23 protein-coding genes are annotated in these 24,362 nt (G+C 72.9%); 17 read left to right on the forward strand and 6 right to left on the reverse strand.

Features of this window, described 5'->3' with window-relative positions; translation table 11 throughout:
• Positions 1 to 222: 222 nt before the first annotated feature.
• Together I2W78_RS33320 and I2W78_RS33325 are read left to right on the forward strand one after the other, a co-directional pair.
• A complete protein-coding gene (locus I2W78_RS33320) occupies positions 223 to 789 on the forward strand; it encodes a helix-turn-helix domain-containing protein (RefSeq protein ID WP_196463964.1) in 567 nt (188 codons plus the stop codon).
• Between the two features lie 2 nt (positions 790 to 791).
• Positions 792 to 1,511 (forward strand): helical backbone metal receptor, encoded by a 720-nt coding sequence (locus tag I2W78_RS33325; protein ID WP_196463965.1) that lies wholly within the window; start codon positions 792 to 794, stop codon positions 1,509 to 1,511.
• Here I2W78_RS33325 and I2W78_RS33330 read toward each other — a convergent pair.
• A complete protein-coding gene (locus I2W78_RS33330; protein ID WP_196463966.1) occupies positions 1,423 to 2,562 on the reverse strand; it encodes a TDT family transporter in 1,140 nt (379 codons plus the stop codon). The two genes, I2W78_RS33325 and I2W78_RS33330, sit on opposite strands and share 89 nt — an antisense overlap.
• Positions 2,563 to 2,632: 70 nt before the next feature.
• Here I2W78_RS33330 and I2W78_RS33335 point away from each other — a divergent pair, with 70 nt between their 5' ends.
• Complete coding sequence (locus I2W78_RS33335) at positions 2,633 to 3,586, forward strand: LysR family transcriptional regulator (protein ID WP_196463967.1); 954 nt, start codon at positions 2,633 to 2,635, stop codon at positions 3,584 to 3,586.
• Between the two features lie 122 nt (positions 3,587 to 3,708).
• Here I2W78_RS33335 and I2W78_RS33340 read toward each other — a convergent pair whose 3' ends face one another.
• Both I2W78_RS33340 and I2W78_RS33345 read right to left on the reverse strand, forming a co-directional pair.
• Positions 3,709 to 4,392: a gamma-glutamyl-gamma-aminobutyrate hydrolase family protein gene (locus I2W78_RS33340; RefSeq protein ID WP_196463968.1), complete on the reverse strand. Its 684-nt coding sequence runs from the start codon at positions 4,390 to 4,392 to the stop codon at positions 3,709 to 3,711.
• Between the two features lie 73 nt (positions 4,393 to 4,465).
• Positions 4,466 to 5,200, reverse strand: a complete 735-nt coding sequence (locus tag I2W78_RS33345) for a FadR/GntR family transcriptional regulator (RefSeq protein ID WP_196463969.1) — start codon at positions 5,198 to 5,200, stop codon at positions 4,466 to 4,468.
• A 98-nt stretch (positions 5,201 to 5,298) separates the two neighbouring features.
• Here I2W78_RS33345 and I2W78_RS33350 point away from each other — a divergent pair, with 98 nt between their 5' ends.
• The 4 genes from I2W78_RS33350 to I2W78_RS33365 are packed head-to-tail and all read left to right on the forward strand — an operon-like array spanning position 5,299 to position 9,763.
• A complete protein-coding gene (locus tag I2W78_RS33350) occupies positions 5,299 to 6,657 on the forward strand; it encodes a glutamine synthetase family protein (protein ID WP_196463970.1) in 1,359 nt (452 codons plus the stop codon).
• Between the two features lie 8 nt (positions 6,658 to 6,665).
• The gene (locus I2W78_RS33355; protein ID WP_230885673.1) at positions 6,666 to 8,051 is read left to right on the forward strand and encodes an aldehyde dehydrogenase family protein; all 1,386 of its coding nucleotides are present in this window, start codon (positions 6,666 to 6,668) and stop codon (positions 8,049 to 8,051) included.
• Positions 8,048 to 8,839, forward strand: a complete 792-nt coding sequence (locus tag I2W78_RS33360) for a 3-oxoacyl-ACP reductase (RefSeq protein WP_196463972.1) — start codon at positions 8,048 to 8,050, stop codon at positions 8,837 to 8,839. Before I2W78_RS33355 ends, I2W78_RS33360 begins: the two co-directional genes overlap by 4 nt.
• 27 nt (positions 8,840 to 8,866) lie before the next feature.
• Entirely contained in the window at positions 8,867 to 9,763 is an 897-nt protein-coding gene (locus I2W78_RS33365) for a DUF2510 domain-containing protein (RefSeq protein ID WP_196464812.1), read from the forward strand.
• Positions 9,764 to 9,774: 11 nt separating this feature from the next.
• On the opposite strand, the gene I2W78_RS33370 is transcribed toward I2W78_RS33365, so the two are convergent.
• Positions 9,775 to 10,977, reverse strand: coding sequence for an amino acid deaminase/aldolase (locus tag I2W78_RS33370; protein WP_196463973.1), 1,203 nt, complete (start codon positions 10,975 to 10,977; stop codon positions 9,775 to 9,777).
• A gap of 915 nt (positions 10,978 to 11,892) precedes the next feature.
• On the opposite strand from I2W78_RS33370, the gene I2W78_RS33375 reads away from it, so the two are divergent.
• Positions 11,893 to 12,900, forward strand: a complete 1,008-nt coding sequence (locus I2W78_RS33375) for a hypothetical protein (protein ID WP_307783899.1) — start codon at positions 11,893 to 11,895, stop codon at positions 12,898 to 12,900.
• Positions 12,897 to 14,069, forward strand: coding sequence for a type VII secretion-associated serine protease mycosin (gene mycP / locus I2W78_RS33380; RefSeq protein ID WP_196463974.1), 1,173 nt, complete (start codon positions 12,897 to 12,899; stop codon positions 14,067 to 14,069). Before I2W78_RS33375 ends, mycP begins: the two co-directional genes overlap by 4 nt.
• Positions 14,070 to 14,282: 213 nt before the next feature.
• Here mycP and I2W78_RS33385 read toward each other — a convergent pair whose 3' ends face one another.
• A complete protein-coding gene (locus tag I2W78_RS33385) occupies positions 14,283 to 15,239 on the reverse strand; it encodes a serine hydrolase (RefSeq protein ID WP_196463975.1) in 957 nt (318 codons plus the stop codon).
• A 149-nt stretch (positions 15,240 to 15,388) separates the two neighbouring features.
• Here I2W78_RS33385 and I2W78_RS33390 point away from each other — a divergent pair, with 149 nt between their 5' ends.
• Positions 15,389 to 16,132, forward strand: coding sequence for an SseB family protein (locus I2W78_RS33390; RefSeq protein WP_196463976.1), 744 nt, complete (start codon positions 15,389 to 15,391; stop codon positions 16,130 to 16,132).
• On the opposite strand, the gene I2W78_RS33395 is transcribed toward I2W78_RS33390, so the two are convergent.
• The gene (locus tag I2W78_RS33395; protein ID WP_230885675.1) at positions 16,129 to 16,476 is read right to left on the reverse strand and encodes a DUF1844 domain-containing protein; all 348 of its coding nucleotides are present in this window, start codon (positions 16,474 to 16,476) and stop codon (positions 16,129 to 16,131) included. The two genes, I2W78_RS33390 and I2W78_RS33395, sit on opposite strands and share 4 nt — an antisense overlap.
• A 363-nt stretch (positions 16,477 to 16,839) precedes the next feature.
• On the opposite strand from I2W78_RS33395, the gene infC reads away from it, so the two are divergent.
• The 7 genes from infC (at position 16,840) to pheT (ending at position 24,255) form a co-directional block, all read left to right on the forward strand.
• The gene (infC, locus tag I2W78_RS33400; RefSeq protein WP_189699607.1) at positions 16,840 to 17,502 is read left to right on the forward strand and encodes a translation initiation factor IF-3; all 663 of its coding nucleotides are present in this window, start codon (positions 16,840 to 16,842) and stop codon (positions 17,500 to 17,502) included.
• Positions 17,503 to 17,611: 109 nt separating this feature from the next.
• Positions 17,612 to 17,806: a 50S ribosomal protein L35 gene (rpmI, locus tag I2W78_RS33405; RefSeq protein WP_007829094.1), complete on the forward strand. Its 195-nt coding sequence runs from the start codon at positions 17,612 to 17,614 to the stop codon at positions 17,804 to 17,806.
• A gap of 101 nt (positions 17,807 to 17,907) precedes the next feature.
• Complete coding sequence (gene rplT / locus I2W78_RS33410) at positions 17,908 to 18,291, forward strand: 50S ribosomal protein L20 (RefSeq protein ID WP_196463978.1); 384 nt, start codon at positions 17,908 to 17,910, stop codon at positions 18,289 to 18,291.
• A gap of 162 nt (positions 18,292 to 18,453) precedes the next feature.
• Positions 18,454 to 19,302: a TrmH family RNA methyltransferase gene (locus I2W78_RS33415; RefSeq protein WP_196463979.1), complete on the forward strand. Its 849-nt coding sequence runs from the start codon at positions 18,454 to 18,456 to the stop codon at positions 19,300 to 19,302.
• A gap of 53 nt (positions 19,303 to 19,355) precedes the next feature.
• Positions 19,356 to 20,492 carry a sensor histidine kinase gene (locus I2W78_RS33420; protein WP_196463980.1) on the forward strand — a complete coding sequence of 379 codons (1,137 nt, stop codon included), beginning with the start codon at positions 19,356 to 19,358 and terminating at the stop codon, positions 20,490 to 20,492.
• 128 nt (positions 20,493 to 20,620) lie between these two features.
• Positions 20,621 to 21,742 carry a phenylalanine--tRNA ligase subunit alpha gene (gene pheS, locus I2W78_RS33425; protein WP_196463981.1) on the forward strand — a complete coding sequence of 374 codons (1,122 nt, stop codon included), beginning with the start codon at positions 20,621 to 20,623 and terminating at the stop codon, positions 21,740 to 21,742.
• Entirely contained in the window at positions 21,742 to 24,255 is a 2,514-nt protein-coding gene (gene pheT, locus I2W78_RS33430; protein ID WP_196463982.1) for a phenylalanine--tRNA ligase subunit beta, read from the forward strand. The genes pheS and pheT overlap by 1 nt, the downstream gene beginning before the upstream one ends.
• Positions 24,256 to 24,362: the final 107 nt, after the last annotated feature.

The following is a 24,362-nucleotide window of genomic DNA, read 5'->3' on the forward strand; positions in this document are numbered from 1 at the left end:
GGCCGTTCGCCCCGAAGGAGGAGTCCGCGGCCGGGACCGCCGGGAGGCTGATCCGGTGGCGCGAACTGTGAGGTCGCGGGCCACGCTGGGTGACGGTGATGTGACGGGCGCATGAAACGGTTTGCCGAACATGCGTAGGGTGCAGAGAACTCATCAGAAAGGAGTGCGCCCGGACAGCGGCGTACGAGGACCGACCGACGAGCGAAGGAGGGAGCCGGAGCGATGGGCGACCACAAAGAGCAGCCCCTTCGGGTGGGCGCGGCCGTGCGGCGCCGCCGTCGCGCCCTGGAGCTCACCCTCGCCGTCGTGGCCGAGCGCAGCGGCCTGTCGGTCCCGTTCCTGAGCCAGGTCGAGAACGACCGCGCACGGCCCAGCCAGACCTCCCTGGAGAAGGTCGCCGACGCCCTGCGCACCACGGCCGTCGAACTCCTCGCCGCCGCCGACCCGGCGTGCAGCGTCGACGTGGTGCGCGCCGACACCGCCGAGCCGGGCCCGACCCCGCAGGTGCGGTCCCTGGTACGCGGTCACCACCAGATGCACGCCTCGGAGTTCGTCGGCGACCACGAGGCGGGCCGTGAAATCCAGTACCGCAACGACCAGTTGATGTACGTCGCGGACGGCGCCGTCGAGATCGAGGCGGAGGGCCGCGCCTACCGCCTGGGCCGCGGCGACACGCTGTACCTCACGGGCGGCGTCCGGCACCGCTGGCGGGCGACCGTGCCGGACACGCGCGTGATCGTGGTGGCCGTCGCCGAGCACATCGAGGCCGTTCAGGACCGGCACCGCTAGCCGTGCGCGTCGTGTCGCTGGTGCCCTCGCTCACGGAGGCCGTGGCGGTGTCCGCCCCCGGCGTCCTGGTCGGCGCCACGGACTGGTGCACCCATCCGGCGGACCTCGACGTCACCCGCGTCGGTGGCACCAAGAACCCCAAGGTCGACCGGGTCCTCGCGCTCGCCCCCGACCTGGTGATCGCCAACGAGGAGGAGAACCGCGCCCCCGACCTCGACGCCCTGCGCACGGCCGGCGTCGAGGTGCTGGTGACCGAGGTACGCGACGTGCCGCGGGCCTTCCGGGAGCTGGCGCGCGTGCTGGACGCCTGCGGGGCGGATCCGCGCCCGGCGTGGCTGCGGGACGCCGAGGCGGCCTGGGCGCGGCCACCCGTCCTGGACCCGCGCAGAACGGCCGTCGTGCCGATCTGGCGGCGGCCCTGGATGGTGCTGGGCCGCGACACCTTCGCGGGCGACGTCCTGGCCCGCCTCGGCGTCGACCACCGCTACGCCGGCCACCCGGACCGCTACCCGAGGATCCCGCTCGACGAACTGCGCGCCGCCGCCCCCGACGTGGTCGTCCTGCCGGACGAGCCCTACCGCTTCTCCGCCGGCGACGGCCCGGAGTCCTTCGAGGGGCTGCCCTGCGCGCTGGTCAGCGGCCGGCACCTGACGTGGTACGGACCGTCACTGGCCGAGGCGCCAGGGGTGCTGGCCGAGGCCCTGCGAGCAGCTCTCCGCTGAGCAGCCCGCGCGCCGTCCGTACGGCGACGACGGCCCAGGCGGCCACCAGGACGCCGTACAGGCCGATGGCGAGCCAGTCGAAGGCCACGAGTCCGGTGTGCCGTCCCAGGGCCTCGGCGCCGGTCACGCAGGTGCCGACGGGGAAGGTGAACGCCCACCACGTCATCGCGAAGCCCATCCCTTGGCGACGGGCCCTGAGCACCAGCGCGGTCGCCAGCGTGAACCACAGCAGCGCGAAGCCCATCACGGGCACCCCGTACACCACGACGAGGAGGCTCTCGCCGTAGGGCGCCGCGTCCGCGACATTGCCGACCGCCGTCGTGGACTGCCCCAGCGGGCCCAGCACCAGGAACAGCGTCGGGGTGAGGGCGAGCGGCAGCGGCCCCGCGGTGAGCAGGCGGGCGAAGAGCACCGGCAGCAGGAGCAGGGTGGCGACCAGACTCAGGCCGAACAGCGCCACGCAGGCGAGCAGCAGCGTCTCCCGGGCCTGCCCGGGCGGCAGGTACGGCACGAGGAGCGGCCCGAGGGCCGCGGACACCATCGGCGCCACCAGCGGCAGCAGCCAGACGGGAGTGGCCTGCCGTGGCTCCGGCCGGTGGTGTACGGCCATCAGGTACGGGACGGCGACGGCGGCCGCCAGCCCGACGGCCGTACCGGCCGTGAACAGCACGGCGTCGAGCGCCACCGCCGCCTCGATGCCGATCCAGTCCCGCCCGACGGTGATCGTGCCGCCGCCGACGGCCAGCAGGGCCATGGCCAGGCAGCCGTAGAAGGGGGCCGTCGCCGGGTCCAGGAGGTGGGCGCGCGCCTGGTCGCGGTGGTGGGTCCAGTGCAGGGCACGCGCGGCCAGCAGAACCGCCAGGAGGGCCAGGGACAGGGCCCAGACGGCGGTGCAGGCGGTGCGCAGGCCCGGGACATGCACGGGGAGCGCGGCGCCGGCGGTGGCGACGACGGCGGTGCCCATGACGGAGGCGTACCAGTTCGGTCCGAGGTGACGGACGGCGAGAACACGCCGGGTGGGGCGTGACACGGGGTGGGCGGCGGTGACCATGGGCTCACCGTCCCGCCGGTTCGAGGCCGTCGCCAGAGACCACGTCTCTATGGGGGCATAAGGTGGGGTTATGAGCAGGTCGGAGGGACAGGAGAACGGGCGGACGTCCCCGGGGGCGGGTTCGCTGGCACACCGGGTGCCGGATCTCGGGGCGCTGGAGCTGCTGCTGGCCGTGGCGCGGCTGGGGAGTCTCGGCGCGGCGGCCCGGGAGGTCGGCATCACCCAGCCGGCGGCGAGCAGCCGGATCCGTTCCATGGAACGGCAGTTGGGGGTGGCGCTGGTGGACCGCTCGCCGCGCGGCTCCCGGCTGACCGACACCGGGGTGCTGGTGACGGACTGGGCGCGGCGGGTCGTGGAGGCGGCCGAGGCCTTCGACGTGGGGGCGCAGGCGCTGCGGGACCGGCGGGACTCGCGGCTGCGGGTCGCGGCGAGCATGACCATCGCCGAGTACCTGCTGCCGGGCTGGCTGCTGGCGCTGCGCGCGGGGCGACCCGACACGGCGGTGTCGCTGCTCGCGGGCAACTCGGCCGCCGTCGCCGAGCGGCTGCTGTCCGACGAGGCCGACCTGGGCTTCGTGGAGGGGCTGACGGTCCCGACGGGACTGGACTCGGTGGTCGTCGCCCACGACCACCTCGTCGTCGTGACGGCACCCGGCCACCCCTGGGCCCGTCGGCGCCGCCCGCTGTCGGCGGACGAACTGGCGGCGACCCCGCTGGTCCTGCGCGAGACGGGCTCGGGCACCCGCCAGGTCCTGGACGCGGCGCTCGGCGGCCTCGCCCGCCCCCTGATCGAGCTGTCCTCGACCACGGCCGTGAAGGCGTCGGCGGTCGGGGGAGCGGGCCCGGCGGTGCTCAGCGAACTGGCGGTGGGCGAGGAACTGGCGACCCGGCGCCTGGTGAGCGTCCCCGTGGACGGCGTACGCCTGCGACGCGACCTGCGAGCGGTGTGGCGCACGGGGCATCGGCCGGCGGGGCCGGCGAGGGAGCTGCTGGGATTGACGCGAAAATCTCCCAAGGGGAGATGAACGCCCCCAAGGGGCGCGAGGCCTTATTTGATACGCGGCTCCGCCGCGTGGGCGCGACCAGCCACCGAATGGCCGCACCCGCCATTCCACAGAAGCAGCCGAGTTCTCCAGGCGCACCCCAGCTACCCGGCAGCCTCCACCAGCCCCCGCATCACCCGCACGTCCTCCCCCATCTCCGGATGCCACTGCACCCCCAACACCCAGTGCTCTCCCGGCAGTTCAACGGCCTCCACAGTCCCGTCCGCCGCATGCGCCGAGACCACCAGCCCCGTACCGAGCCGGTCCACGGACTGATGGTGGTACGTCGGCACAGACGTCTCCTCCGGCACGAGACCGGCGTACAAAGTCCCCGGCACCGGCTTGACGGCGTGACGCCCGAAGACCCCGACCACCTCCGCATGCCCGTCGAGATGCTGCACGAGCGTCCCGCCCAGGGCGACGTTGAGCAACTGCATCCCCCGGCAGATGCCCAGCAGCGGCACCCGCGCCGCCAACGCCGCGTCGATCAGGGCGAGCTCCCAGGCGTCCCGCTCCCGCGCCGGCGGCCCGGTACGGGCGTCGCGCTCCGCGCCGTACCGCGCCGGCTCCACATCAGGCCCGCCCGCGATCGCCAGCCCGTCCAACCGGGCCACGGCCGCAGCCGCCCGCTCGGGCACATCCGGTGGCAGCATCGCGGCCAGTCCGCCGGCCCGCTGCACCAGCCGCGGATACCCGGCCGGCAGCAGAGCCGCCTCCAGTTCCCACACGCCCCACCGCGTCCTGGCCTCCAGATACGTACTGACGCCGATCAACGGCCTGTCCGTCATGGGCCCTCCCATCCCGCCAATGGCTCACACACTTGCTCACACAATGGCTCACAGGCGAACCTTTACCAGGCTCTCACGTCAGAAATCCCCGCAACAACGCCGCCGTCCCCGCGCAGTGCTCCCGCATGATCTCCCGTGCCCCGTCCGTGTCCCCGTCGAGCACCGCCTCCACCAGCGCCGTGTGCTGGCGCTGGGAGTGCTCCAGGTTGCGCACCAGCAGCGGGATGCAGTCCAGCAGGTCGTTCACCGTGGCCCGTACCGCCGCGTACTGCGCGGTCAGCGTCGGTGAGCCGCACAGTTCGGCCAGCGTGAGATGGAGCAGGGTGTCCAGGCGCCGGTACTCCGCGAGCGGTGCGTCATGGGTGCGCGCCAGCGCCTCCCGCAGCCGCGCCGCCTGCTCGCCGGTGAGCCCGTGCGCCGCGCACAGGCCGGCCGCGCCCACCTCCAGCACCTCCCGGAAGCGCAGGACGTCCTCGATGTCGACCCCGGCGACCCGGCGGCGCAGCTCGTCCTGGCCGCCGCCGTCCGCGCGGGGCAGCACGAACGTTCCGCCGTACCGTCCGCGCCGTGCCTGAACCAGACCCTGGTCCTGGAGCACCTTCAGCACCTCGCGCAGCGTCACCCGGCTGACGCCGAGCCGCTCCGCCAGCTCCCGCTCGGCGGGCAGCCGCTCACCACCGGGCACCAGGCCGAGCCGCAGCACCTGGAGGATCTGCTCCAGCGCCTCCTCGAAGCCGTTGCCGGCCCGGACCGGCCGCAGCACCGGCGTCAGCGGGTCGTCCGCGTCGCTCACCGGATCCACCGACATCTGGCCGTGCCCCCTTCCCAAGCAATGGTTCTCCCCAATACCTTATGTCTCTCGGCCCGGCCGACACAGCGCGCAGAAGCCCGAAGGAGGCCCTTCCCGTGGCAGACCGCACAGCCCCGCTCGGCGTCGAGGAGCTGCACGCCCTCGTCGCGGGCGGTGAGATCGACACCGTCGTCCTGGCCTTCCCGGACATGCAGGGGCGGTTGCAGGGCAAGCGGTTCGCCGCGCGTTTCTTCCTCGACGAGGTGCTGGAGCACGGCACGGAGGGCTGCAACTACCTCCTCGCCGTCGACACCGAGATGAACACCGTCGACGGCTATGAGATGTCCTCCTGGGACCGCGGCTACGGCGACTTCGCCATGCACCCCGACCTGAGCACCCTGCGCCGCGTCCCGTGGAACGAGGCCACCGCCATGGTCGTCGCCGACCTCGCCTGGGCCGACGGCTCCCCGGTCGTGGCCGCGCCCCGGCAGATCCTGCGCCGCCAGCTTCAGCGCCTCGCCGAGCTCGGCCTCACCGCGCAGGTCGGCACCGAGCTGGAGTTCATCGTCTTCAAGGACACCTACGAGCAGGCCTGGGACGCCGGCTATCGGGGCCTCACCCCCGCCAACCAGTACAACATCGACTACTCCGTCCTCGGCACCGGCCGCATCGAGCCCCTGCTGCGCCGCATCCGCAACGAGATGGCCGGCGCCGGCATGACCGTCGAGTCCGCCAAGGGCGAGTGCAACCCCGGCCAGCACGAGATCGCCTTCCGCTACGACGAGGCCCTGGTCACCTGCGACCAGCACGCGATCTACAAGACCGGCGCCAAGGAGATCGCCGCCCAGGAGGGCATGTCGGTCACCTTCATGGCCAAGTACAACGAGCGCGAGGGCAACTCCTGCCACATCCATCTGTCGCTGGCCGACGACAAGGGCCACAGCGTGATGCCCGGCGACGACGGCATGTCCGAGGTCATGCGGCACTTCCTCGCCGGGCAGCTCGCCGCGCTGCGGGACTTCTCGCTGCTCTACGCGCCGCACATCAACTCGTACAAGCGGTTCCAGCCGGGATCCTTCGCGCCGACCGCCGTCGCCTGGGGCCACGACAACCGCACGTGTGCGCTGCGGGTCGTCGGGCACGGACGGTCGTTGCGCTTCGAGAACCGGCTGCCCGGCGGTGACGTCAACCCGCACCTCGCGGTGGCGGGCATGGTGGCGGCGGGCCTGTACGGGATCGAGCAGAAGCTGGAGCTGCCCGAGCAGTGCCCCGGGAACGCGTACACCGGTGAGTACGCGCACGTGCCCACCACGCTCCGCGAGGCCGCCGAGCTCTGGGAGAACAGCCCGATCGCCAAGGCCGCCTTCGGTGACGAGGTCGTCGCCCACTACCGCAACATGGCGCGCGTCGAGCTGGAGGCGTTCGACGCCGCGGTGACCGACTGGGAGCTGCGCCGCTCCTTCGAACGTATGTGAGGCCCCTCTTGTCCGACCAGCTCCAGGTACTGAATCCGGCGACCGAGGAGGTCCTCGCCACGATCCCGGCGGCGACCGAGGCCGACGTCCACGCGGCGGTCGTACGGGCCACTCGCGCGCAGGCCGGCTGGGCCGCCCTCGCCCCCGCCGACCGCGCCCGGCTGCTGCGCCGGTTCGCGGTCACCGTCGACGAACACCGCGAAGAACTCGCCCAGTTGGAGGTCCGTGAGGCCGGGCACACGGTCGGCAACGCCCGCTGGGAGGCGGGCAACGTCCGCGATCTGCTCGACTACGCGGCCGGGGGAGTGGAGCGGCTGACCGGCCGCCAGATCCCGGTCCCCGGCGGCCTCGACGTCACGATCCTGGAGCCGCTCGGCGTCGTCGGCGTCATCGCGCCCTGGAACTTCCCGATGCCGATCGCGGCGTGGGGCACGGCTCCGGCGCTCGCGGCGGGCAACGCGGTGCTCCTCAAGCCCGCCGAGACGACTCCGCTGACCGCCGTGCGGCTGGCCGAACTCGCCCTGGAGGCGGGTATGCCCGAGGGGCTGTTCCAAGTGCTGCCCGGCCGTGGCCCGGTCGCGGGCAACGCGCTGGTCGAGCATCCGGGCGTGGCGAAGATCGTCTTCACTGGGTCAACGGCCGTGGGCAAACGGGTGTTGGTGAAGGGTTCGGATCTCCTCAAGCGCGTCACCCTCGAACTCGGCGGCAAGAGCCCCAACATCGTCTTCGCCGACGCCGACCTCGAAGCCGCCGCGGCCGCCGCCCCCATGTCCTTCCTCGACAACTCCGGCCAGGACTGCTGCGCCCGCACCCGCATCCTCGTCCAGCGCAGCGCGTACGACCGCTTCCTCGACCTCCTCGCCCCCGCCGTCGAGGCGGTCGCGGTCGGCGACCCGGCCGACGCGACCACGGACATGGGGCCGCTGATCTCCAGGTCCCAGCTGGACCGCGTGCGCTCGTACGTCGACCCGGACGCGCCCGGCATCCGCGGCAAGGCCCCCGAGGGCCCCGGCTTCTGGTTCCCGCCCACCGTCCTCACCGGCGTCAGCCCGGTGGCGCGCGTGGCCGTCGAGGAGGTCTTCGGCCCCGTCGCCGTCGTCCTGCCCTTCGACGACGAGGCCGACGCGATCCGCCTCGCCAACGCCACCGACTACGGTCTCTCCGGCTCCATCTGGACCCGGGACGTCGGCCGCGCCCTGCGCGTCTCGCAGGCGGTCCGGGCGGGCAACCTGTCCGTCAACTCCCACTCCAGCGTGCGCTACTGGACCCCGTTCGGCGGCTTCAAGCAGTCCGGTATCGGCCGTGAACTGGGCCCGGACGCGCTCGCCGCGTTCACCGAGACCAAGAACGTCTTCATCAGCAGCGAATCCCGTACGGAAGGCCTCGCACAGTGACCTCTGAGACCACCGACATCGTCTGTCGCCGACTGGTCGGCCGTACCGCCGTCGTCACCGGAGCCGGCAGCGGCATCGGTCTCGCCGCCGCCCGCCGGCTCGCCTCCGAGGGCGCGCACGTCGTCTGTGGCGACGTCGACGAGGCGCGCGGCAAGGCGGCCGCCGAGGAGGTCGGCGGGATCTTCGTGAACGTCGACGTCACCGACCCCGAGCAGGTCGAGGCGCTGTTCCGGACGGCGTACGAGACGTACGGCAGCGTCGACGTCGCCTTCAACAACGCCGGGATCTCCCCGCCCGACGACGACTCCATCCTGGAGACCGGCCTGGAGGCCTGGAAGCGCGTCCAGGAGGTCAACCTCACCTCCGTCTACCTGTGCTGCAAGGCCGCGATTCCCTACATGCGCCGGCAGGGCAAGGGTTCCATCATCAACACCGCGTCCTTCGTGGCCCGGATGGGCGCGGCCACCAGCCAGATCTCCTACACGGCCTCCAAGGGCGGCGTCCTCGCCATGTCCCGCGAACTGGGCGTGCAGTTCGCCCGCGAGGGCATTCGCGTCAACGCCCTCTGCCCCGGCCCGGTCAACACCCCGCTGCTGCAGGAGCTGTTCGCCAAGGACCCGGAGCGCGCCGCGCGCCGCCTGGTGCACATCCCGCTCGGCCGGTTCGCCGAGGCCGACGAGATCGCCGCCGCCGTCGCGTTCCTGGCCAGCGACGACTCCTCCTTCGTCAACGCCACCGACTTCCTGGTGGACGGGGGCATCTCCGGGGCGTACGTCACGCCGCTGTAGAAGTCGGCCTACAGTGCGGGGGTGAGCATGACACCCCCGCCCGGCTGGTACCGCGATCCGTCGGCCCCGCACGCCGACCGCTGGTGGGACGGCACGGCCTGGACAGAGCACCGGCGCCCGCCCGGGCCCCCAGGCCCGCCGACCCCGGCCGGCGGCCGTGCCGCGTCGTCCCCCCGCGCGAGGACCGTGGCCCTCACCGCCGCCGGGGCGCTCCTGGTGGCCGCGCTCGTCACGGGCGCGGTCGTCCTCGGCGCCGGCGACGACAACGGCGGCGGCGCGCAGGCGAACACCGCCCCGCCGAACACCACGACCACAGCACCGCCCACCACCTCCCCGGAACCCTCGCCCGACGACCCGACGGTCGTCGTCGACGAACTCAACGGCATCACCCTGCCGTTGCTGGACGGCTGGGTCCGGCCGGAGAACATCAGCGTGGACAACGTCATGATGACCACCAACGGGACGTACGACTGCCCGGGCGACGGCGGAATCTGCCGGCACGGCCTGGTCATCTCCCGCACGGCCGACGACGCCGACGAGACGTCCCCCGAGGTGCTGGCCAAGGCCGACATCGCGGACGCGGCCGACGAGGCCTACGACCGTGACCTCGTCGGCCGGCGCCCCTACGGCGGCATCGAGTCGCACCAGGTCGTCAAGTCCGGGCCGGTCGCGGTGGCGGGCCGCGCCGGGTACTTCGTGCGCTGGCGGGTCACCACCGCCGAGGGGCCCGGCGGTTACGTGCAGTCCCTCGCCTTCCAGTCCAGCGTGGGCACGGAGGCACCGGTCATCGTGCGGTATGTGTTCGACGCCGGTCCGGACGGTCCGCCGCTGGCCGACATGGACCGGATCACCGAGGGCATCCGGCCGGTCGGCGACGCGGACACCGGCGGCGGGGTGGGCGCCGGCATCAGCCCGACCGGCTGACCCGTCACCCGTCAGAGGAACGTGCGGCCCTCCCCGCGATACGTCGGCACGGTCGCCGTCACCCGGTCGCCCTCGACCAGATGCAGCGCGTCGAACCGCTCGCACAGCTCACCGGCCTTGGCGTGCCGGAACCACACCTTGTCGCCGATCAGCAGGTCGTCGGCCGGCGAGCCCAGCAGCGGCGTCTGCACCTCACCGGCGCCCTCCTGGGGGTCGTACCGCAACCCCTCCGGCAGATACGGCACCGGCAGCCGGTCCGTCCCGGCCGCGCCGGACGCCGGATAGCCACCGCCGAGGACGGTCACCACGCCGACGCCGGGCCTGCGCACCACCGGCTGGGCGAACAGCGCCGCCGGACGGCCGCTGAACGACGTGTAGTTGTCGAACAGCCGTGGCACGTACAGCCCCGACCCGGCGCCGATCTCCGTGACCGCGTCCTCGGCGGCGGTGTGCTGCACACTGCCCGTACCGCCGCCGTTGACGAACTGAAGCCCCGGCACCACGGCCCGCACCGCGCGCACCACCGCCGCACGCCGCTCCGCCAGCTCCCGCCGGGCCGCCGCCTGCATCAGCCGCACCGCCCGCGAGCGCACCGGCCGTCCCGAGATCGCGTCCCCGACACCGGCGATGTGCCCCTCGTACGCCATGATCCCCACGACCTCGAACCCCGGCCGCCGGACCACCGCCCGGGCCAGGTCGGCGACGTCGGCGGGGGAGTGCAGCGGCGAGCGGCGGGCCCCGACCCGCACCCGACCGCCGAACAGCTGCAGGGAGGTGTCCAACTCCAGGCACACCCGCACGACTTCGCGACCGCCGTCCCGCGCCTCGTCGATGAGGGCCGGCTGGGCGGGGTCGTCGACCATCACCGTGACCGCGGCGGCGAGCTTGGGGTCGGAGGTGAGTTCGGCGAAGCCGGCGCGGTCGGCCGACGGATAGGCGAGGAGGACGTCCTCGAAACCGGAGCGGGCCAGCCACAGCGACTCGGCGAGCGTGAACGACATGATCCCCGCGAAGCCGTCCCTGGCCAGGACGCGTTCGAGCAGGGCACGGCAGCGTACGGACTTGCTGGCGACGCGGATCGGCTTCCCGCCCGCGCGGCGGACCAGGTCGTCCGCGTTGGCGTCGAAGGCGTCCAGGTCCACGATCGCGACGGGGGCGTCAAGATGGGCGGTGGCCCGGTCGTAACGGGCCCGGTCGGCGGCGCGCGCAGTCATGAACGAAGCCTGCCAGACAGGATTACCGCAGGGTAGGGGGATGTTCCGGGCAGATGCCCCGCGCTCGTGGACTGGTTCCCGCATCGGCGGGGGCAACCCGTAGAGTGACGCGCACGCACGGAGGAACGACGGCGCCCGCGTACGAGGAGACGGGCACGGGCGCGAGGAAACGGGGGGTGCATGAGCACGGAAGCGCAACACGCCCCGATCCCTCCCCGTCCAGCGCAGCCGCCGAAGCCCACGAAGGGGCACGGCGACAGCGACCGGCCCTCACAGGTCACCCCACCCCCGCCCCCCGCCTCAGCGCGCTTCCCGGACACCCCACCACCTCCGGCCCACCGCCCAACACCGCCCACACGCCCCGCGACGCCCCAGGAGACGCCCGCCCATCGCGTCGTACCCCCGCGTCCGACGCCACCGGCACGCCCCGCGACGGCTCAGGAGACGTCCGCGCAGCGCGTCGTACCTCCGCGTCCGAGCCACCCCGCCCCGCCGGCGCGTCCTGCGGCGGCGCCCGCGGAGAACCGCGCCCAGGGCGCGGTACCCCCGCGTCCGATGCCGTCGGCACGCCCTGCGACGGCTCAGGAGACGTCCGCGCAGCGCGTCGTACCTCCGCGTCCGGGCCACCCCGCCCCGCCTGCGCGTCCTGCGGCGGCGCCCGCGGAGAACCGCGCCCAGGGCGCGGTACCCCCGCGTCCGACGCCGTCGGCACGCCCTGCGACGGCTCAGGAGACGCCCGCCCACCGCGCGGTACCCCCGCGTCCGACGCCGTCGGCACGCCCTGCCACGGCTCAGGAGACGCCCGCCCACCGCGCGGTACCCCCGCGTCCGACGCCGTCGGCACGCCCTGCCACGGCTCAGGAGACGCCCGCCCAGCGCGCCGTACCCCCGCGTCCGAGTCACCGCCCCGCCCCAGTGCCGCGTCCCGCTGCCGCGCCCGCCGAGAACCCGGCGGAGACCACCCGGCGCCTGCGCCCCGTCGCGGCGGAGACCCGGCGTGCTCCCACGTCCGCCTCGCTGGAGTCCCCCACCCCCGTGACCCCGAACCCGGCCCACTCCTGGAGCGCCCCGTACACCTCCGGTGGGACGTTCGGCTCGGGGCGGCCCGTGGTCAGCTTCGGTGAGCCCGAGGCGTTCGACGACGACGCGCGGGTCGGCCTGTCCGGCGCGCTGGTCCGGCGGCGCACCCTCGCGGCGGCCGTCTGTCTCGTCCTGGGGATCGGGCTCATCGGCGGTGCCGTGACCGGGAGTTGGCTGGTCGGCGGATCCGGGGAGGCCGGTGAGCGCGGGACCTTCGCGGCCGCCGGAAGTCTGTGGCACAGCGTGCCGGTCGACCAGCTGTTCCCGCCCACCGTGCAGGGCCGTGGCGCGGGTCCCGGCGACGCCGACCGGACCTGGACGCGTATCGCCGTCGCCCCGGACAGCGGCTGCGCCGACGCCTTCGACCCGCTGCTGCGCAAGGTGCTCACCCCGGTCGGCTGCCAGCGCCTGCTGCGCGCCACCTACACCGACGCCACCCAGAGCTACGTCACCACCGTCGGCTTGCTCTTCACCAAGGCCGACGCCACCGCTATGCGCTCGCTGGACGCCCGTTTCGAGAAGGAGCGCCTGGGCCGGCGTACCGACCTGATGCCCCGCCCGTACGCCGCGAAGGACACCGTCGCCGCGGGCTTCGGGGACGAGCAGCGCGCCTCCTGGACGGTCTCCGTGCTCACCGACGCCCCGGTCGTCGTGTACGCCGTCTCCGGCTGGGCCGACGGCCGCACCGTCGACGAGCCGCAGCCCGCCGCCGAGGCGATGCGCTCGGGTGCCACCACCGCCGTCGCCCAGGCGGGCCTCGGCCACGAGGCCAAGGGCCTCGCCGACCGCGTGGAGCGCGGCTTGCGCAAGTCCGTCACGTCGTCCTCGGAACAGCCCTCATGAAACCCACGACCCGCAGAGCGGGACTGCTCGGCGTCCTGCTCGCCGCCTCCGTCGCCCTGGTCCCGCCCACCGCCGCGCACGCCGACGGCATCCGGGCCAAGCAGTGGTCGCTCCAGGCCATGCACACCGAGGAGGTCTGGCAGACCACCAAGGGCGCGGGCATCACCGTCGCCGTCCTGGACACCGGCGTGGACGACGAGCATCCCGACCTGGCCGGCAACGTCCTGCCCACCAAGGACATGGTCGGCTTCGGCGCCGGACGCGGAGACCGGGCGTGGGCCCGGCACGGCACCGCCATGGCCGGCATCATCGCCGGTCACGGCCACGGCGCCGGCAACGCCGACGGCGTCATGGGCATCGCCCCCGAGGCGAAGATCCTCCCCGTCCGCGTCATCCTCGAGGACGGCGACCCCGCCCGCGGCAAGGCCCGCAAGACCCGCGGCAACGCCCTGGCCGACGGCATCCGCTGGGCCGCCGACCAGGGCGCCGACGTCATCAACCTCTCTCTCGGCGACGACTCCGCCTCCGCGCACCCCGAGCCCGCCGAGGACGAGGCCGTGCAGTACGCCCTGAGGAAGGGCTCCGTCGTCGTCGCCTCGGCCGGCAACGGCGGCGAGAAGGGCGACCACATCTCCTACCCGGCCGCCTACCCGGGCGTCATCGCCGCGACCGCCGTCGACAAGTTCGGCACCCGCGCCTCCTTCTCCACCCGCCGCTGGTACGCCACGGTCAGCGCCCCCGGCGTCGACGTCGTCATCGCCGACCCCGACCGCAAGTACTACGAGGGCTGGGGCACCAGCGCGGCGGCCGCCTTCGTCTCCGGCGCCGTCGCCCTCGTCAAGGCCGCCCACCCCGGCCTGACCCCGGCCCAGATCAAACGGCTCCTGGAGGACACCGCCCGCGACGCCCCGGCCGACGGCCGCGACGACTCCCGCGGCTTCGGCTTCGTCGACCCGGCGGCCGCCATCGAGGAGGCCGGGCGCCTGAAGCCCGAGGGCCTGCGCTCGGCGTCGTACGGCGAGAAGTACTTCGGCCCCGGCCCCGACGCCGCCGGCTCCGACGACGACACCGCGAGCTGGGCGGCCCCCCTCGCCGGCAGCGTGGGCGGCGTACTGCTCGTGGCGGCGGTGGTGCTGTGGCGGGCACGCCGGGAGTACGACCGCTTCTAGGGCCTGTTGCGAAAGTGGCCTCTGCCGCGCGACGCCCGGCGCGCACTCTCGGCGCACCGCCCGAAAGCCCGAGTACCCCAGTACGAGGGCTTCCGGGCGGCACGCCGAGAGCACGCACCGGACGCCGCGCGGCCGCCCTCCGGGCGACGAGGCCACTTTCGCAACAGGCCCTAGCCCGACGGTCGTCGCGTGCCCCGCCCCCCGGTGGGGCAGCTAACCGACCGTCGCGGACTTCGTGGCCGGGGCCGGGGCTTCTCCCGTGAACACCGAAACGGCCACCCGTGCCGCCGCCTCGACCAGCGCGATGCCCTTCTCCTTCGTCGTGTTCCCGTCCGACAGCACGGCCACCAGGAAGTCACGGCCGTCGACGGTCACCCGGCCGACGCTGTTGACGTCCCACAGGCCGGTCGCGGTCCGTGGCAGCCAACCGTTCTTCAGCGCCCACCCCGAAGCGTCCCCGGCCGCCAACACCCCCCACCGCTGACCGACGGCGATCCGCCCCATCAGCCCCTGGAGATACGACCGCGAGACCGCGCTCAGCTCCGAGTCCTCGCCGAACACCTGCCGCAGCAGGGCGAGTTGGTCGGCCGCCGTGGTCTGCGTCAGCCCCCACAGCATGCCGTCGCCGCCCTCCGTCCCGGTCAGCCCGAACCGCTCGTTCGCCGCGTCCAGCCCTTCCGCCCGGCCGATCGTCCGCCACAGGGCCGACGCCGAGTCGTTGTCGCTGCTCTCGATCATCGCGGTGGCGTACGACTTCTCCGTCGCCGTCAGTTCCCGGCCCGCGTCCTGCGCCTGGAGCAGCAGCGCCGCCAGGATGTCCACCTTCACGACGCTCGCGGTGTCGAAGCGACGTTCGCCGTACGTGGCGCTCTCCCCGGAGTCCGGCTCCACCACCGCCACCGCCACCGACACCTCGGCGCCGTCCTCGACCGGCACGTCCCCCATGGAGTCGGCCAGCAGCGCGTCACGGTCCACCGCCGGCCGTGCCACAGGTTCCACCGCTGCCTCCCCGCTCGCCGCCGCCGACGGTGTCCCGGCCGACGATACGGCCCGCACCACGGGCTGCGCCCGCGCCTTCACATACGCCGCCCCCGCCGCCGTACCGCCCAGGGCGACGGCGGAGGTGACGGCGGCGCAGACCAGGGCACGGCGGGCTCTCGCGGACTCCATGTCACGATGCTGGCGCCGCCGTCTGTGCGGGCCGTTAGACGGACGTTAGATGTGTGTCAGGGATGGCTGAGAAACCGGTGAGCGGGGTCACGGCCGCGTTACCGGGCCCGCACAAGCCCAGCAGGATCCCCCCTATAGGGTCGATGACCGTGGCGAACAAGAACATTCCCGACCCCGGCTTCTCCGACGACGACGGCTCCGCCGACCCCCGGCTGAGCGCGGCGCTCGCGGCCTGGGCCGACGACCGCACCGCCGTGGGGCCCGTGCTGGCCGCGCTGAAGGGCGCCCGGCTGCTCGTCCCCGTGGTCGCCGTGCTCGGCGAGGTCGAGGAGGACGAGAACGGGCTGCGCCGCGAGAAGACCAGCGACATGGCCGTACCCACCCTGAAGGCCGGCGGCCGCACCGCCCTGCCCGCCTTCACCTCCACCGACGCGCTGGCCCGCTGGGACCCACAGGCCCGCCCCGTGGCCGTACCGCTGCACCAGGCCCTGCAGGCCGCCGCGCACGAGAAGGCGGACACGGTCGTGCTGGACCTGGCCGGGCCCGTGCCGTTCGAGCTGACCGGGCCCGCGCTGCTGGCGCTGGCGGAGGGGCGGACGAGCATCGACCCGCTCGCCGACCCCGCGGTCGTCGCGGCCGTACGGGCCGCCGTGGCCGCCGAGCCCGCCGTGCTCCGCGCCCACCTCGGGCCCGGCCAGGCGGACGGCACCCTGGCCCTCGTCCTCGACCCGGCCGCAGCTCCCGCCGAGGCCGCCCGCGCGGTGGCGCGGCGCATGGCCGCCGACGAAACACTGAGGGCCCGCCTGGTGCGCGGCCTCGACCTGGCACTGCTGCCGGCCGGGACCACACCACCGGGCGAGCCCCTGTACGTACGTGAAGTACGCGGAAACTAGCCGTAGACCGGGCCCGTGTACTTCTCGCCCGGGCCCTGCCCCGGTTCGTCGGGGACGAGGGACGCCTCGCGGAACGCCAGCTGCAGGGACTTCAGGCCGTCCCGAAGCGGGGCCGCGTGGAACGAGCTGATCTCGGTCGCGCTCGCGTCCAGCAGACCCGCGAGGGCGTGGATCAGCTTGCGGGCCTCGTCCAGGTCCTTGTGCTTCTCGCCCTCCTCGGTCAGACCGAGCTTCACCGCGGCCGCGCTCATCAGGTTGACGGCGACCGTCACGATCACCTCGACCGCGGGGACCTCGGCGATGTCGCGGGTCATGGCGTTGAAGTCGGGCGTCTCTTCACTCATGCCGTTCACCATAGGGGCAGAGCGGCGGCGGGCCCCAGTTGCCCTCGGTTAGCCGTTCCGGGGCCGAGCTGCTAACCTTGTGTAACGACCGGTCGGACACGTATGCCTCACAGCTCGCGAGTCCGACCCACAAGTGGAGGCTTTCGAACTCCCACCTGGCCGCCCTGCGGGGCGGCGGGTCACCGGTCAGGCGGCCCCGTCCCCAGCGGCGGCACCCGCCCGAAAAGTGCGCCCCGCGGTCACCGCGGCGGTCGCTCCGGTAGTTCGAGGAGCCCCGCCTGTGATCGTCCGGGGCATTTTTTCTGCTTCGGCGCGGTTAGGTCTAACGAATACAGACGTTACGCGGCTGTCCGCCAGACCGCCGTGTGGTGCTACCGAGGAGGATCCATCAGCGCCGAGCCCCGCATCAACGACCGGATTCGCGTTCCCGAGGTGCGACTTGTCGGTCCCAGTGGCGAGCAGGTCGGCATCGTGCCGCTCGCGAAGGCACTGGAGCTTGCTCAGGAGTACGACCTCGACCTGGTCGAGGTCGCGGCGAACGCCCGTCCGCCCGTGTGCAAGCTCATGGACTACGGGAAGTTCAAGTACGAGTCGGCCATGAAGGCCCGTGAGGCGCGCAAGAACCAGGCGCACACGGTCATCAAGGAGATGAAGCTCCGGCCGAAGATCGACCCGCACGACTATGACACCAAGAAGGGTCACGTCGTCCGGTTCCTCAAGCAGGGCGACAAGGTCAAGATCACGATCATGTTCCGTGGTCGCGAGCAGTCCCGGCCCGAGCTGGGCTACCGACTGCTGCAGCGGCTCGCGGAGGATGTCCAGGACCTCGGTTTCGTGGAGTCGAACCCGAAGCAGGACGGCCGCAACATGATCATGGTCCTCGGTCCGCACAAGAAGAAGACCGAGGCGATGGCCGAGGCTCGCCAGGCGCAGGAGGCCCGTAAGGCGTCCGCGAAGGCCAACCCCGGTCGCTCGCAGAACCCCGCCGATGCAGAGGCGCCCGCCGAGGAGCCCGCCGAGGCGTGATCCCCGGGACGACAGTCCCAGGACGTAACCGAAACAAGAGCGACGCTCCACCGTGCCCGGTTTTCGTGACCGGGCATCGGAGCGCCACCGACGAGGAGAGAACGGCGCTATGCCGAAGAACAAGTCGCACAGCGGTGCCAGCAAGCGCTTCAAGGTCACCGGCTCCGGCAAGGTGCTCCGTGAGCGCGCCGGCAAGCGCCACCTGCTCGAGCACAAGTCGTCCCGTCTGACGCGTCGCCTCACCGGCAACGCCGAGATGGCCCCGGGCGACGCCAAGAAGATCAAGAAGCTTCTCGGCAAGTGACGTACGCGGCGCTTCGCTTGAGCGCCCTACGTCTGGACCGGGACCCAATCGATACCGGGCCGTGTGAGGACAACCGCGGCCCCGCTACAAGGAGTTAACAAGTGGCACGCGTCAAGCGGGCAGTCAACGCCCACAAGAAGCGCCGGGCGATCCTCGAGCAGGCCTCCGGCTACCGCGGTCAGCGTTCGCGCCTGTACCGCAAGGCCAAGGAGCAGGTCACCCACTCGCTGGTCTACAACTACAACGACCGCAAGAAGCGCAAGGGTGACTTCCGCCAGCTGTGGATCCAGCGCATCAACGCCGCTGCCCGCGCCAACGGCATCACGTACAACCGCTTCATCCAGGGTCTGAAGGCCGCGAACATCGAGGTCGACCGCAAGATCCTGGCCGAGCTCGCCGTGAACGACGCCACCGCGTTCGCCGCGCTCGTCGAGGCCGCGCAGAAGGCGCTGCCGGCGGACGTCAACGCGCCGAAGGCCGCGTGACGCTGCGCTCGGCCTGAGCCAAAGCCGACGTGACTGAACGGACCCGTGGGTTTGCCTGCGGGTCCGTTGTTCTGTGAAAAGCGGCCGGTTCGGCACCGCCGGACCGCGCCGTCGTGGTCGAGCGCCGTTGCGGCGGAGAAGTTGTTGTGAAGGTGAGCTGACATGTCCCCCGCCACTCCCGAGCTGATCTCCCCCCGTTCCCCCCGGGTCGCCGCCGCGCGGCGGCTGGCCAAGCGGAACTTCCGGGGGAAGGAGCGGCTGTTTCTCGCGGAGGGGCCGCAGGCCGTGCGGGAGGCGGGGGCGCAGCGGGGGACGCTCGTGGAACTGTTCGCGACCGTCGAGGCGGCCGAGCGGTACGCCGACATCATCGGTGAGGCCCGGGACACCGGCGCCCGGCTGCATCTCGCCTCCGAGCAGGTCATCGCCGACATCTCCACGACCGTGACCCCGCAGGGGCTGGTCGGGGTCTGCCGGTTCCTGGACACGCCGTTCGAGGAGATCCTCGCCGCCCGGCCGCGGCTCGTCGCCGTGCTCGCGCACGTGCGGGACCCGGGGAACGCCGGGACCGTGCTGCGCTGCGCGGACGCCGCCGGTGCCGAGGCCGTCGTCCTGACCGACGCCTCCGTCGACCTGTACAACCCCAAGGCCGTCCGCGCCTCCGTCGGGTCGCTGTTCCATCTGCCGGTCGCCGTGGGGGTGCCCGTCGAGCGGGCCGTGGCGGGGCTGAAGGAGGCCGGGGTGCGGATCCTCGCCGCCGACGGGGCCGGGAAGCAGGACCTCGACGACGAGCTCGACAAGGGGACCATGGGCGGGCCGACCGCCTGGGTGTTCGGCAACGAGGCGTGGGGCCTGCCCGAGGAGACCCGCGCGCTCGCGGACGCCGTCGTCCGCGTCCCGATCCACGGAAAGGCCGAGAGCCTGAACCTCGCGACCGCCGCGGCCGTATGCCTCTATGCGTCGGCCCGTGCACAGCGCGCCCCCGGAGGCTGCCGCTCCGTCACCGAAGGCTAGTAGGGTGACCAGCTCGGGGGCCTCCTGCGCCGTCTGAGAGGTGGGGTACGCGGATGAGCGTCGGCACGAGCAGCGCTCCGGGGGGACGGGACGTGACGCGCCCGGCCGCGTCCCGGTACGGCGATCTCGCCGAGCTCGGCATCGACCCCGACGAACTGCCCGACGGCCTCGTCGTCGCCGACGAGCACGGGCACGTGATCTGCTTCAACGCCGCAGCCGAACGCATCACCGCCGTCGCCGCCACCGACGCCCTCGGTCAGCGGCTCGACAAGGCGCTGCCGTTAGAGGACCTGGAGGGCAGGCGCTGGTGGCAGCTGACCGACCCCTACGGCGGCCTCGCCACCCGGGTACGGCAGCCCGAGCGGAACCTGCTGCTGCCGGGCGGGCGTGAGGTGCTCGTCTCGGCGCGCTACGTCCGTACCGAACCCACCGGCCCCGTCCACCGCGTCGTCGTCTCGCTGCGGGACACCGAGGCCCGCCGCCGCACCGAGCGCTCTCACGCCGAGCTGATCGCCACCGTCGCCCACGAGCTGCGCTCGCCGCTCACCTCCGTCAAGGGGTTCACGGCCACGCTGCTGGCCAAGTGGGAGCGGTTCACCGACGACCAGAAACGGCTGATGCTGGAGACCGTCGACGCCGACGCCGACCGGGTCACCCGGCTGATCGCCGAGCTGCTGGACATCTCGCGGATCGACTCGGGCCGGCTGGAGGTGCGCCGCCAGCCCGTCGACATCGGTGCCGCCGTCGGCCGGCACATCCAGGCGTACGTCGCCGCGGGCCTGCGCGCCGACCGGTTCCTGCTCCGCGTCGAGCAGCCGCTGCCCGCGCTGTGGGCCGACCCCGACAAGATCGACCAGGTGCTCAGCAACCTCATCGAAAATGCCGTGCGGCACGGCGAGGGAACCGTCACCATTGACGTCACGCCCGCCGCGTCCCCCCGTGAAGGAGAGGACACCGGCACGTCGGTCACCGTGAGCGACGAGGGCACCGGCATCCCGGAGGAGTCCATGAACCGCGTCTTCACCCGCTTCTGGCGGGGCAGCAAGCGCGGCGGCACGGGCCTCGGGCTGTACATCGTCAAGGGCATCGTCGAGGCCCACGGCGGCACCATCACGGTCGGCCGCGCCCCCGGCGGCGGCGCCGAGTTCCGATTTACGTTGCCCGTGGCGGCCCCGGCGTATCTCGCCTAGTGGCCCACGGGCGCATTCGTACACCTCCACCCCGTTAGACTCGGCCTTTGGCACCTTTGTGTCCTGCGTACGGACCTGAGAGTCGATGACGGGGACCATCCGCCAGCCAATCGGAAGCACGGGAAGAGATGTCGGCACCCAATAAGTCGTACGACCCTGTCGAGGTCGAGGCGTTGAAACCGGAAGAGATCGAGCGCATGCGGGACGAGGCGCTCGCCGCCTTCGCCGCCGCGGACTCCCTCGACGCGCTCCAGGAGGCCAAGGTCGCCCACACCGGCGGCACCTCCCCGCTGGCGCTGGCCAACCGCGAGATCGGCGCCCTGCCCCCGCACGCCAAGGCCGATGCCGGCAAGCGCGTCGGCCAGGCCCGTGGCGCCGTCAACAAGGCCCTCGCCGCCCGCCAGGCCGAACTGGAGGCCGAGCGCGACCAGCGGGTGCTGGTCGAGGAGGCCGTGGACGTCACGCTGCCCTACGACCGCGTACCGTCCGGCGCCCGCCACCCCCTCACCACGCTCTCCGAGCGCATCGAGGACATCTTCGTGGCCATGGGCTACGAGGTCGCCGAGGGCCCGCAGGTCGAGGCCGAGTGGTTCAACTTCGACGCCCTGAACATCGGCCCGGACCACCCGGCCCGCGGCGAGCAGGACACCTTCTTCGTCGAGGGCCCGGACGGCAGTGCCGACTCCGGTGTCGTGCTGCGCACCCACACCTCGCCCGTGCAGATCCGCTCCCTGCTCGACCGTGAGCTGCCGGTCTACGTGATCTGCCCCGGCCGCGTGTACCGCACCGACGAGCTGGACGCCACCCACACCCCGGTCTTCCACCAGGTCGAGCTGCTCGCGGTCGACGAGGGCCTGACCATGGCCGACCTCAAGGGCACCCTGGACCACATGGTCCAGTCGCTGTTCGGCGAGGGCATGAAGACCCGGCTCAGGCCGAACTTCTTCCCGTTCACCGAGCCGTCCGCCGAGATGGACATGGTGTGCTACGTCTGCCGCGGCGAGTCCGTCGGCAACCCCGACCGGCCCTGCCGCACCTGCTCCAGCGAGGGCTGGATCGAGCTCGGCGGCTGCGGCATGGTCAACCCGCGGGTGCTCACCGCCTGCGGTGTCGACCCGGAGAAGTACAGCGGTTTCGCCTTCGGGTTCGGCATCGAGCGGATGCTGATGTTCCGCCACAACGTCGAGGACATGCGAGACATGGTCGAGGGTGACGTCCGGTTCACCCGGCCGTTCGGGATGGAGATCTGATGCGGGTCCCGCTTTCTTGGCTGCGGGAATACGTCGACCTGCCGGAGACGGAGACCGGTCGTGACGTGCAGGCCAAGCTCATTTCGGCCGGTCTGGAGGTCGAGACCGTCGAGCAGCTCGGCGACGGCCTCAAGGGCCCCCTGGTCGTCGGCCAGGTGCTCACCATCGAGGAGCTGACGGAGTTCAAGAAGCCGATCCGCTTCTGCACCGTCGACGTCGGCACCGCCAACGGCACCGGCGAGCCCCAGGAGCTCATCTGCGGCGCCCGCAACTTCGCCGTCGGCGACAAGGTCGTCGTGGTCCTCCCGGGCGCCGTGCTGCCCGGCGGCTTCGCGATCAGCGCCCGCAAGACCTACGGCAAGACGTCCCACGGCATGATCTGCTCCAGCAGTGAGCTGGGCATGGGCGACGACGGCACGCACGGCATCATCGTGCTGCCGCCCGAGACCGAGGTCGGCAAGGACGCGATCGAGCTGCTTGAGCTGGTCGACGAGGTGCTGGACATCGCCGTCACCGCCAACCGCGGCGACTGCCTGTCCATCCGCGGCGTCGCCCGCGAGGCCGCCATCGCCTACGGCCTGCCGCTGCGCGACCCGGCCCTGCTCGACGTACCCGCGCCGAACGCCTACGGCTACCCGGTGAAGGTCTCCGAGCCGATGGGCTGCGACCGCTTCACCGCCCGCACGGTCTCCGGTCTGCGCCCCGAGGCCCGCTCCCCGATCTGGCTGAAGCGCCGGCTGCAGAAGGTCGGCATGCGCCCGATCTCACTCGCCGTCGACGTCACCAACTACGTGATGATGGAGCTCGGCCAGCCGCTGCACGCCTACGACCGTCAGCTGGTCCGGGGCACCATCGGCGTCCGCCGGGCCGAGGAGGGCGAGAAGATCGTCACCCTCGACGGCGTCGAGCGGAAGCTGCACGCCGAGGACCTGGTCATCACCGACGACCGTGGCCCGATCGGCCTCGCGGGCGTCATGGGCGGCGCCGACACCGAGATCGCCGACCACGAGGACGTCGAAGGCGCGACCACCGACGTGGTGATCGAGGCGGCCCACTTCGACGCCGTCTCCATCGCGCGCACGGCCCGCCGCCACAAGCTGTCCTCCGAGGCGTCCCGGCGCTTCGAGCGCGGTGTCGACCCGCAGGCCGCGCCCGCCGCCGCCCAGCGCACGGTCGACCTGCTGGTGCTGCTCGCCGGCGGCACCGCCGAGGCCGGCGTCACCGAGGTCATCGCGCCGTCCGCGCCGCACACCATCACGGTCGCCGCCGACCACCCGGACCAGGTCGCCGGCGTCGAGTACGGCCGCGAGACCGTCGTACGCCGCCTCCAGCAGGTCGGCTGCGACGTGTACGGGCAGGACGAGCTCATCGTCACCGTGCCGTCCTGGCGTCCCGACCTGCTGGAGCAGAACGACCTGGCCGAAGAGGTCATCCGCCTGGAGGGCTACGAGAACCTGCCCTCCACGCTGCCCAAGCCCCCGTCCCAGCGCGGCCTCACCCACCGGCAGCGGCTGCACCGCCGGGTCGGGCGGGCGCTGGCCGGGGCCGGTTATGTCGAGGCGCCGAACTACCCGTTCGTCAGCGAGCAGGTCTTCGACCAGCTCGGCCTCGACGCCGCCGACCCCGCCCGCCGCGTGGTCAGGCTGGTCAACCCGCTCAACGACGAGGAGCCCGCGCTTCGTACGTCGCTGCTGCCGGGCCTGCTGGCTGCCCTGCGGCGCAATGACGGGCGGGGTTCGCACGATCTGGCCCTGTTCGAGACCGGGCTGGTGTTCCTGCCGCGTGAGGAGCGGGTCGGCGGCGCGCATCTGCCGGTCGACCGCCGTCCGACCGACGAGGAGATCGCCGCGCTCAACGCCGCGCTGCCCGAGCAGCCGCGCCATGTCGCCGTCGTCCTCGCGGGCGCCCGCGAGCAGGCCGGCTGGTGGGGCAAGGGCCGTCCGGGCGACTGGGCCGACGCCGTCGAGGCGGCGCGTACGGTCGCGCGCGAGGCGGGTGCCGAGCTCGTCGTGCGCAAGGGCCAGTACGGGCCGTGGCACCCGGGCCGCTGCGCCGAGCTCGTGGTCGCCGCCGACGACACCGAGCGGGTCGTGGGCCACGCCGGCGAGCTGCACCCGCGCGTCCTGAAGGCGCTGGGACTGCCCGCGCGCACCTGCGCGATGGAGCTGAACCTCGACGCCCTGGAGCAGGTCGGTGACGGCACCCCGCAGGCGCCGAGCATCTCGGCCTTCCCGGTGGCCACGCAGGACGTCGCGCTCGTCGTCGACCTGCCGGTCCCGCACGCCGAGGTCGAGGCCGCGCTGCGCGAGGGCGCCGGCGAACTGCTGGAGTCCATCCGGCTGTTCGACGTGTACGAGAACGCGGAGCAGCTCGGTGAGGGCCGGAAGTCGCTGGCGTACGCGCTGCGGTTCCGGGCGGGTGACCGCACGCTGACGGTTGATGAGGCGTCGGCTGCTCGGGATGCGGCGGTGGCGTTGGCGGCGGAGCGGACGGGGGCCGTGTTGCGCAGCTAGGAGCGCCGGGGGGCTGCGGGTCGGCTTTCGGCTGCGGGTTGTACGTGGCTGGGCGCGCCCACGCGGCGGGGCCGCACATTGATGCGGCCCCGCGCCCCTTTGGGGCG

It is taken from the genome of Streptomyces spinoverrucosus (genome assembly GCF_015712165.1).
GTDB classification, from domain to species: Bacteria; Actinomycetota; Actinomycetes; order Streptomycetales; family Streptomycetaceae; genus Streptomyces; species Streptomyces spinoverrucosus_A.

Bases quoted from the DNA above. Each gene is read 5' to 3' on its own strand.
- I2W78_RS33420 (WP_196463980.1), top strand. From the start codon at position 19,356: ATGAGCGTCGGCACGAGCAGCGCTCCGGGGGGACGGGACGTGACGCGC.
- I2W78_RS33320 (WP_196463964.1), top strand. From the start codon at position 223: ATGGGCGACCACAAAGAGCAGCCCCTTCGGGTGGGCGCGGCCGTGCGG.
- rpmI (WP_007829094.1), top strand. From the start codon at position 17,612: ATGCCGAAGAACAAGTCGCACAGCGGTGCCAGCAAGCGCTTCAAGGTC.
- I2W78_RS33365 (WP_196464812.1), top strand. From the start codon at position 8,867: ATGACACCCCCGCCCGGCTGGTACCGCGATCCGTCGGCCCCGCACGCC.
- pheT (WP_196463982.1), top strand. From the start codon at position 21,742: ATGCGGGTCCCGCTTTCTTGGCTGCGGGAATACGTCGACCTGCCGGAG.
- I2W78_RS33395 (WP_230885675.1), bottom strand. From the start codon at position 16,476: ATGAGTGAAGAGACGCCCGACTTCAACGCCATGACCCGCGACATCGCC.
- mycP (WP_196463974.1), top strand. From the start codon at position 12,897: ATGAAACCCACGACCCGCAGAGCGGGACTGCTCGGCGTCCTGCTCGCC.
- I2W78_RS33370 (WP_196463973.1), bottom strand. From the start codon at position 10,977: ATGACTGCGCGCGCCGCCGACCGGGCCCGTTACGACCGGGCCACCGCC.
- I2W78_RS33335 (WP_196463967.1), top strand. From the start codon at position 2,633: ATGAGCAGGTCGGAGGGACAGGAGAACGGGCGGACGTCCCCGGGGGCG.
- I2W78_RS33340 (WP_196463968.1), bottom strand. From the start codon at position 4,392: ATGACGGACAGGCCGTTGATCGGCGTCAGTACGTATCTGGAGGCCAGG.
- pheS (WP_196463981.1), top strand. From the start codon at position 20,621: ATGTCGGCACCCAATAAGTCGTACGACCCTGTCGAGGTCGAGGCGTTG.
- I2W78_RS33385 (WP_196463975.1), bottom strand. From the start codon at position 15,239: ATGGAGTCCGCGAGAGCCCGCCGTGCCCTGGTCTGCGCCGCCGTCACC.
- I2W78_RS33415 (WP_196463979.1), top strand. From the start codon at position 18,454: ATGTCCCCCGCCACTCCCGAGCTGATCTCCCCCCGTTCCCCCCGGGTC.
- I2W78_RS33345 (WP_196463969.1), bottom strand. From the start codon at position 5,200: ATGTCGGTGGATCCGGTGAGCGACGCGGACGACCCGCTGACGCCGGTG.
- I2W78_RS33330 (WP_196463966.1), bottom strand. From the start codon at position 2,562: ATGGTCACCGCCGCCCACCCCGTGTCACGCCCCACCCGGCGTGTTCTC.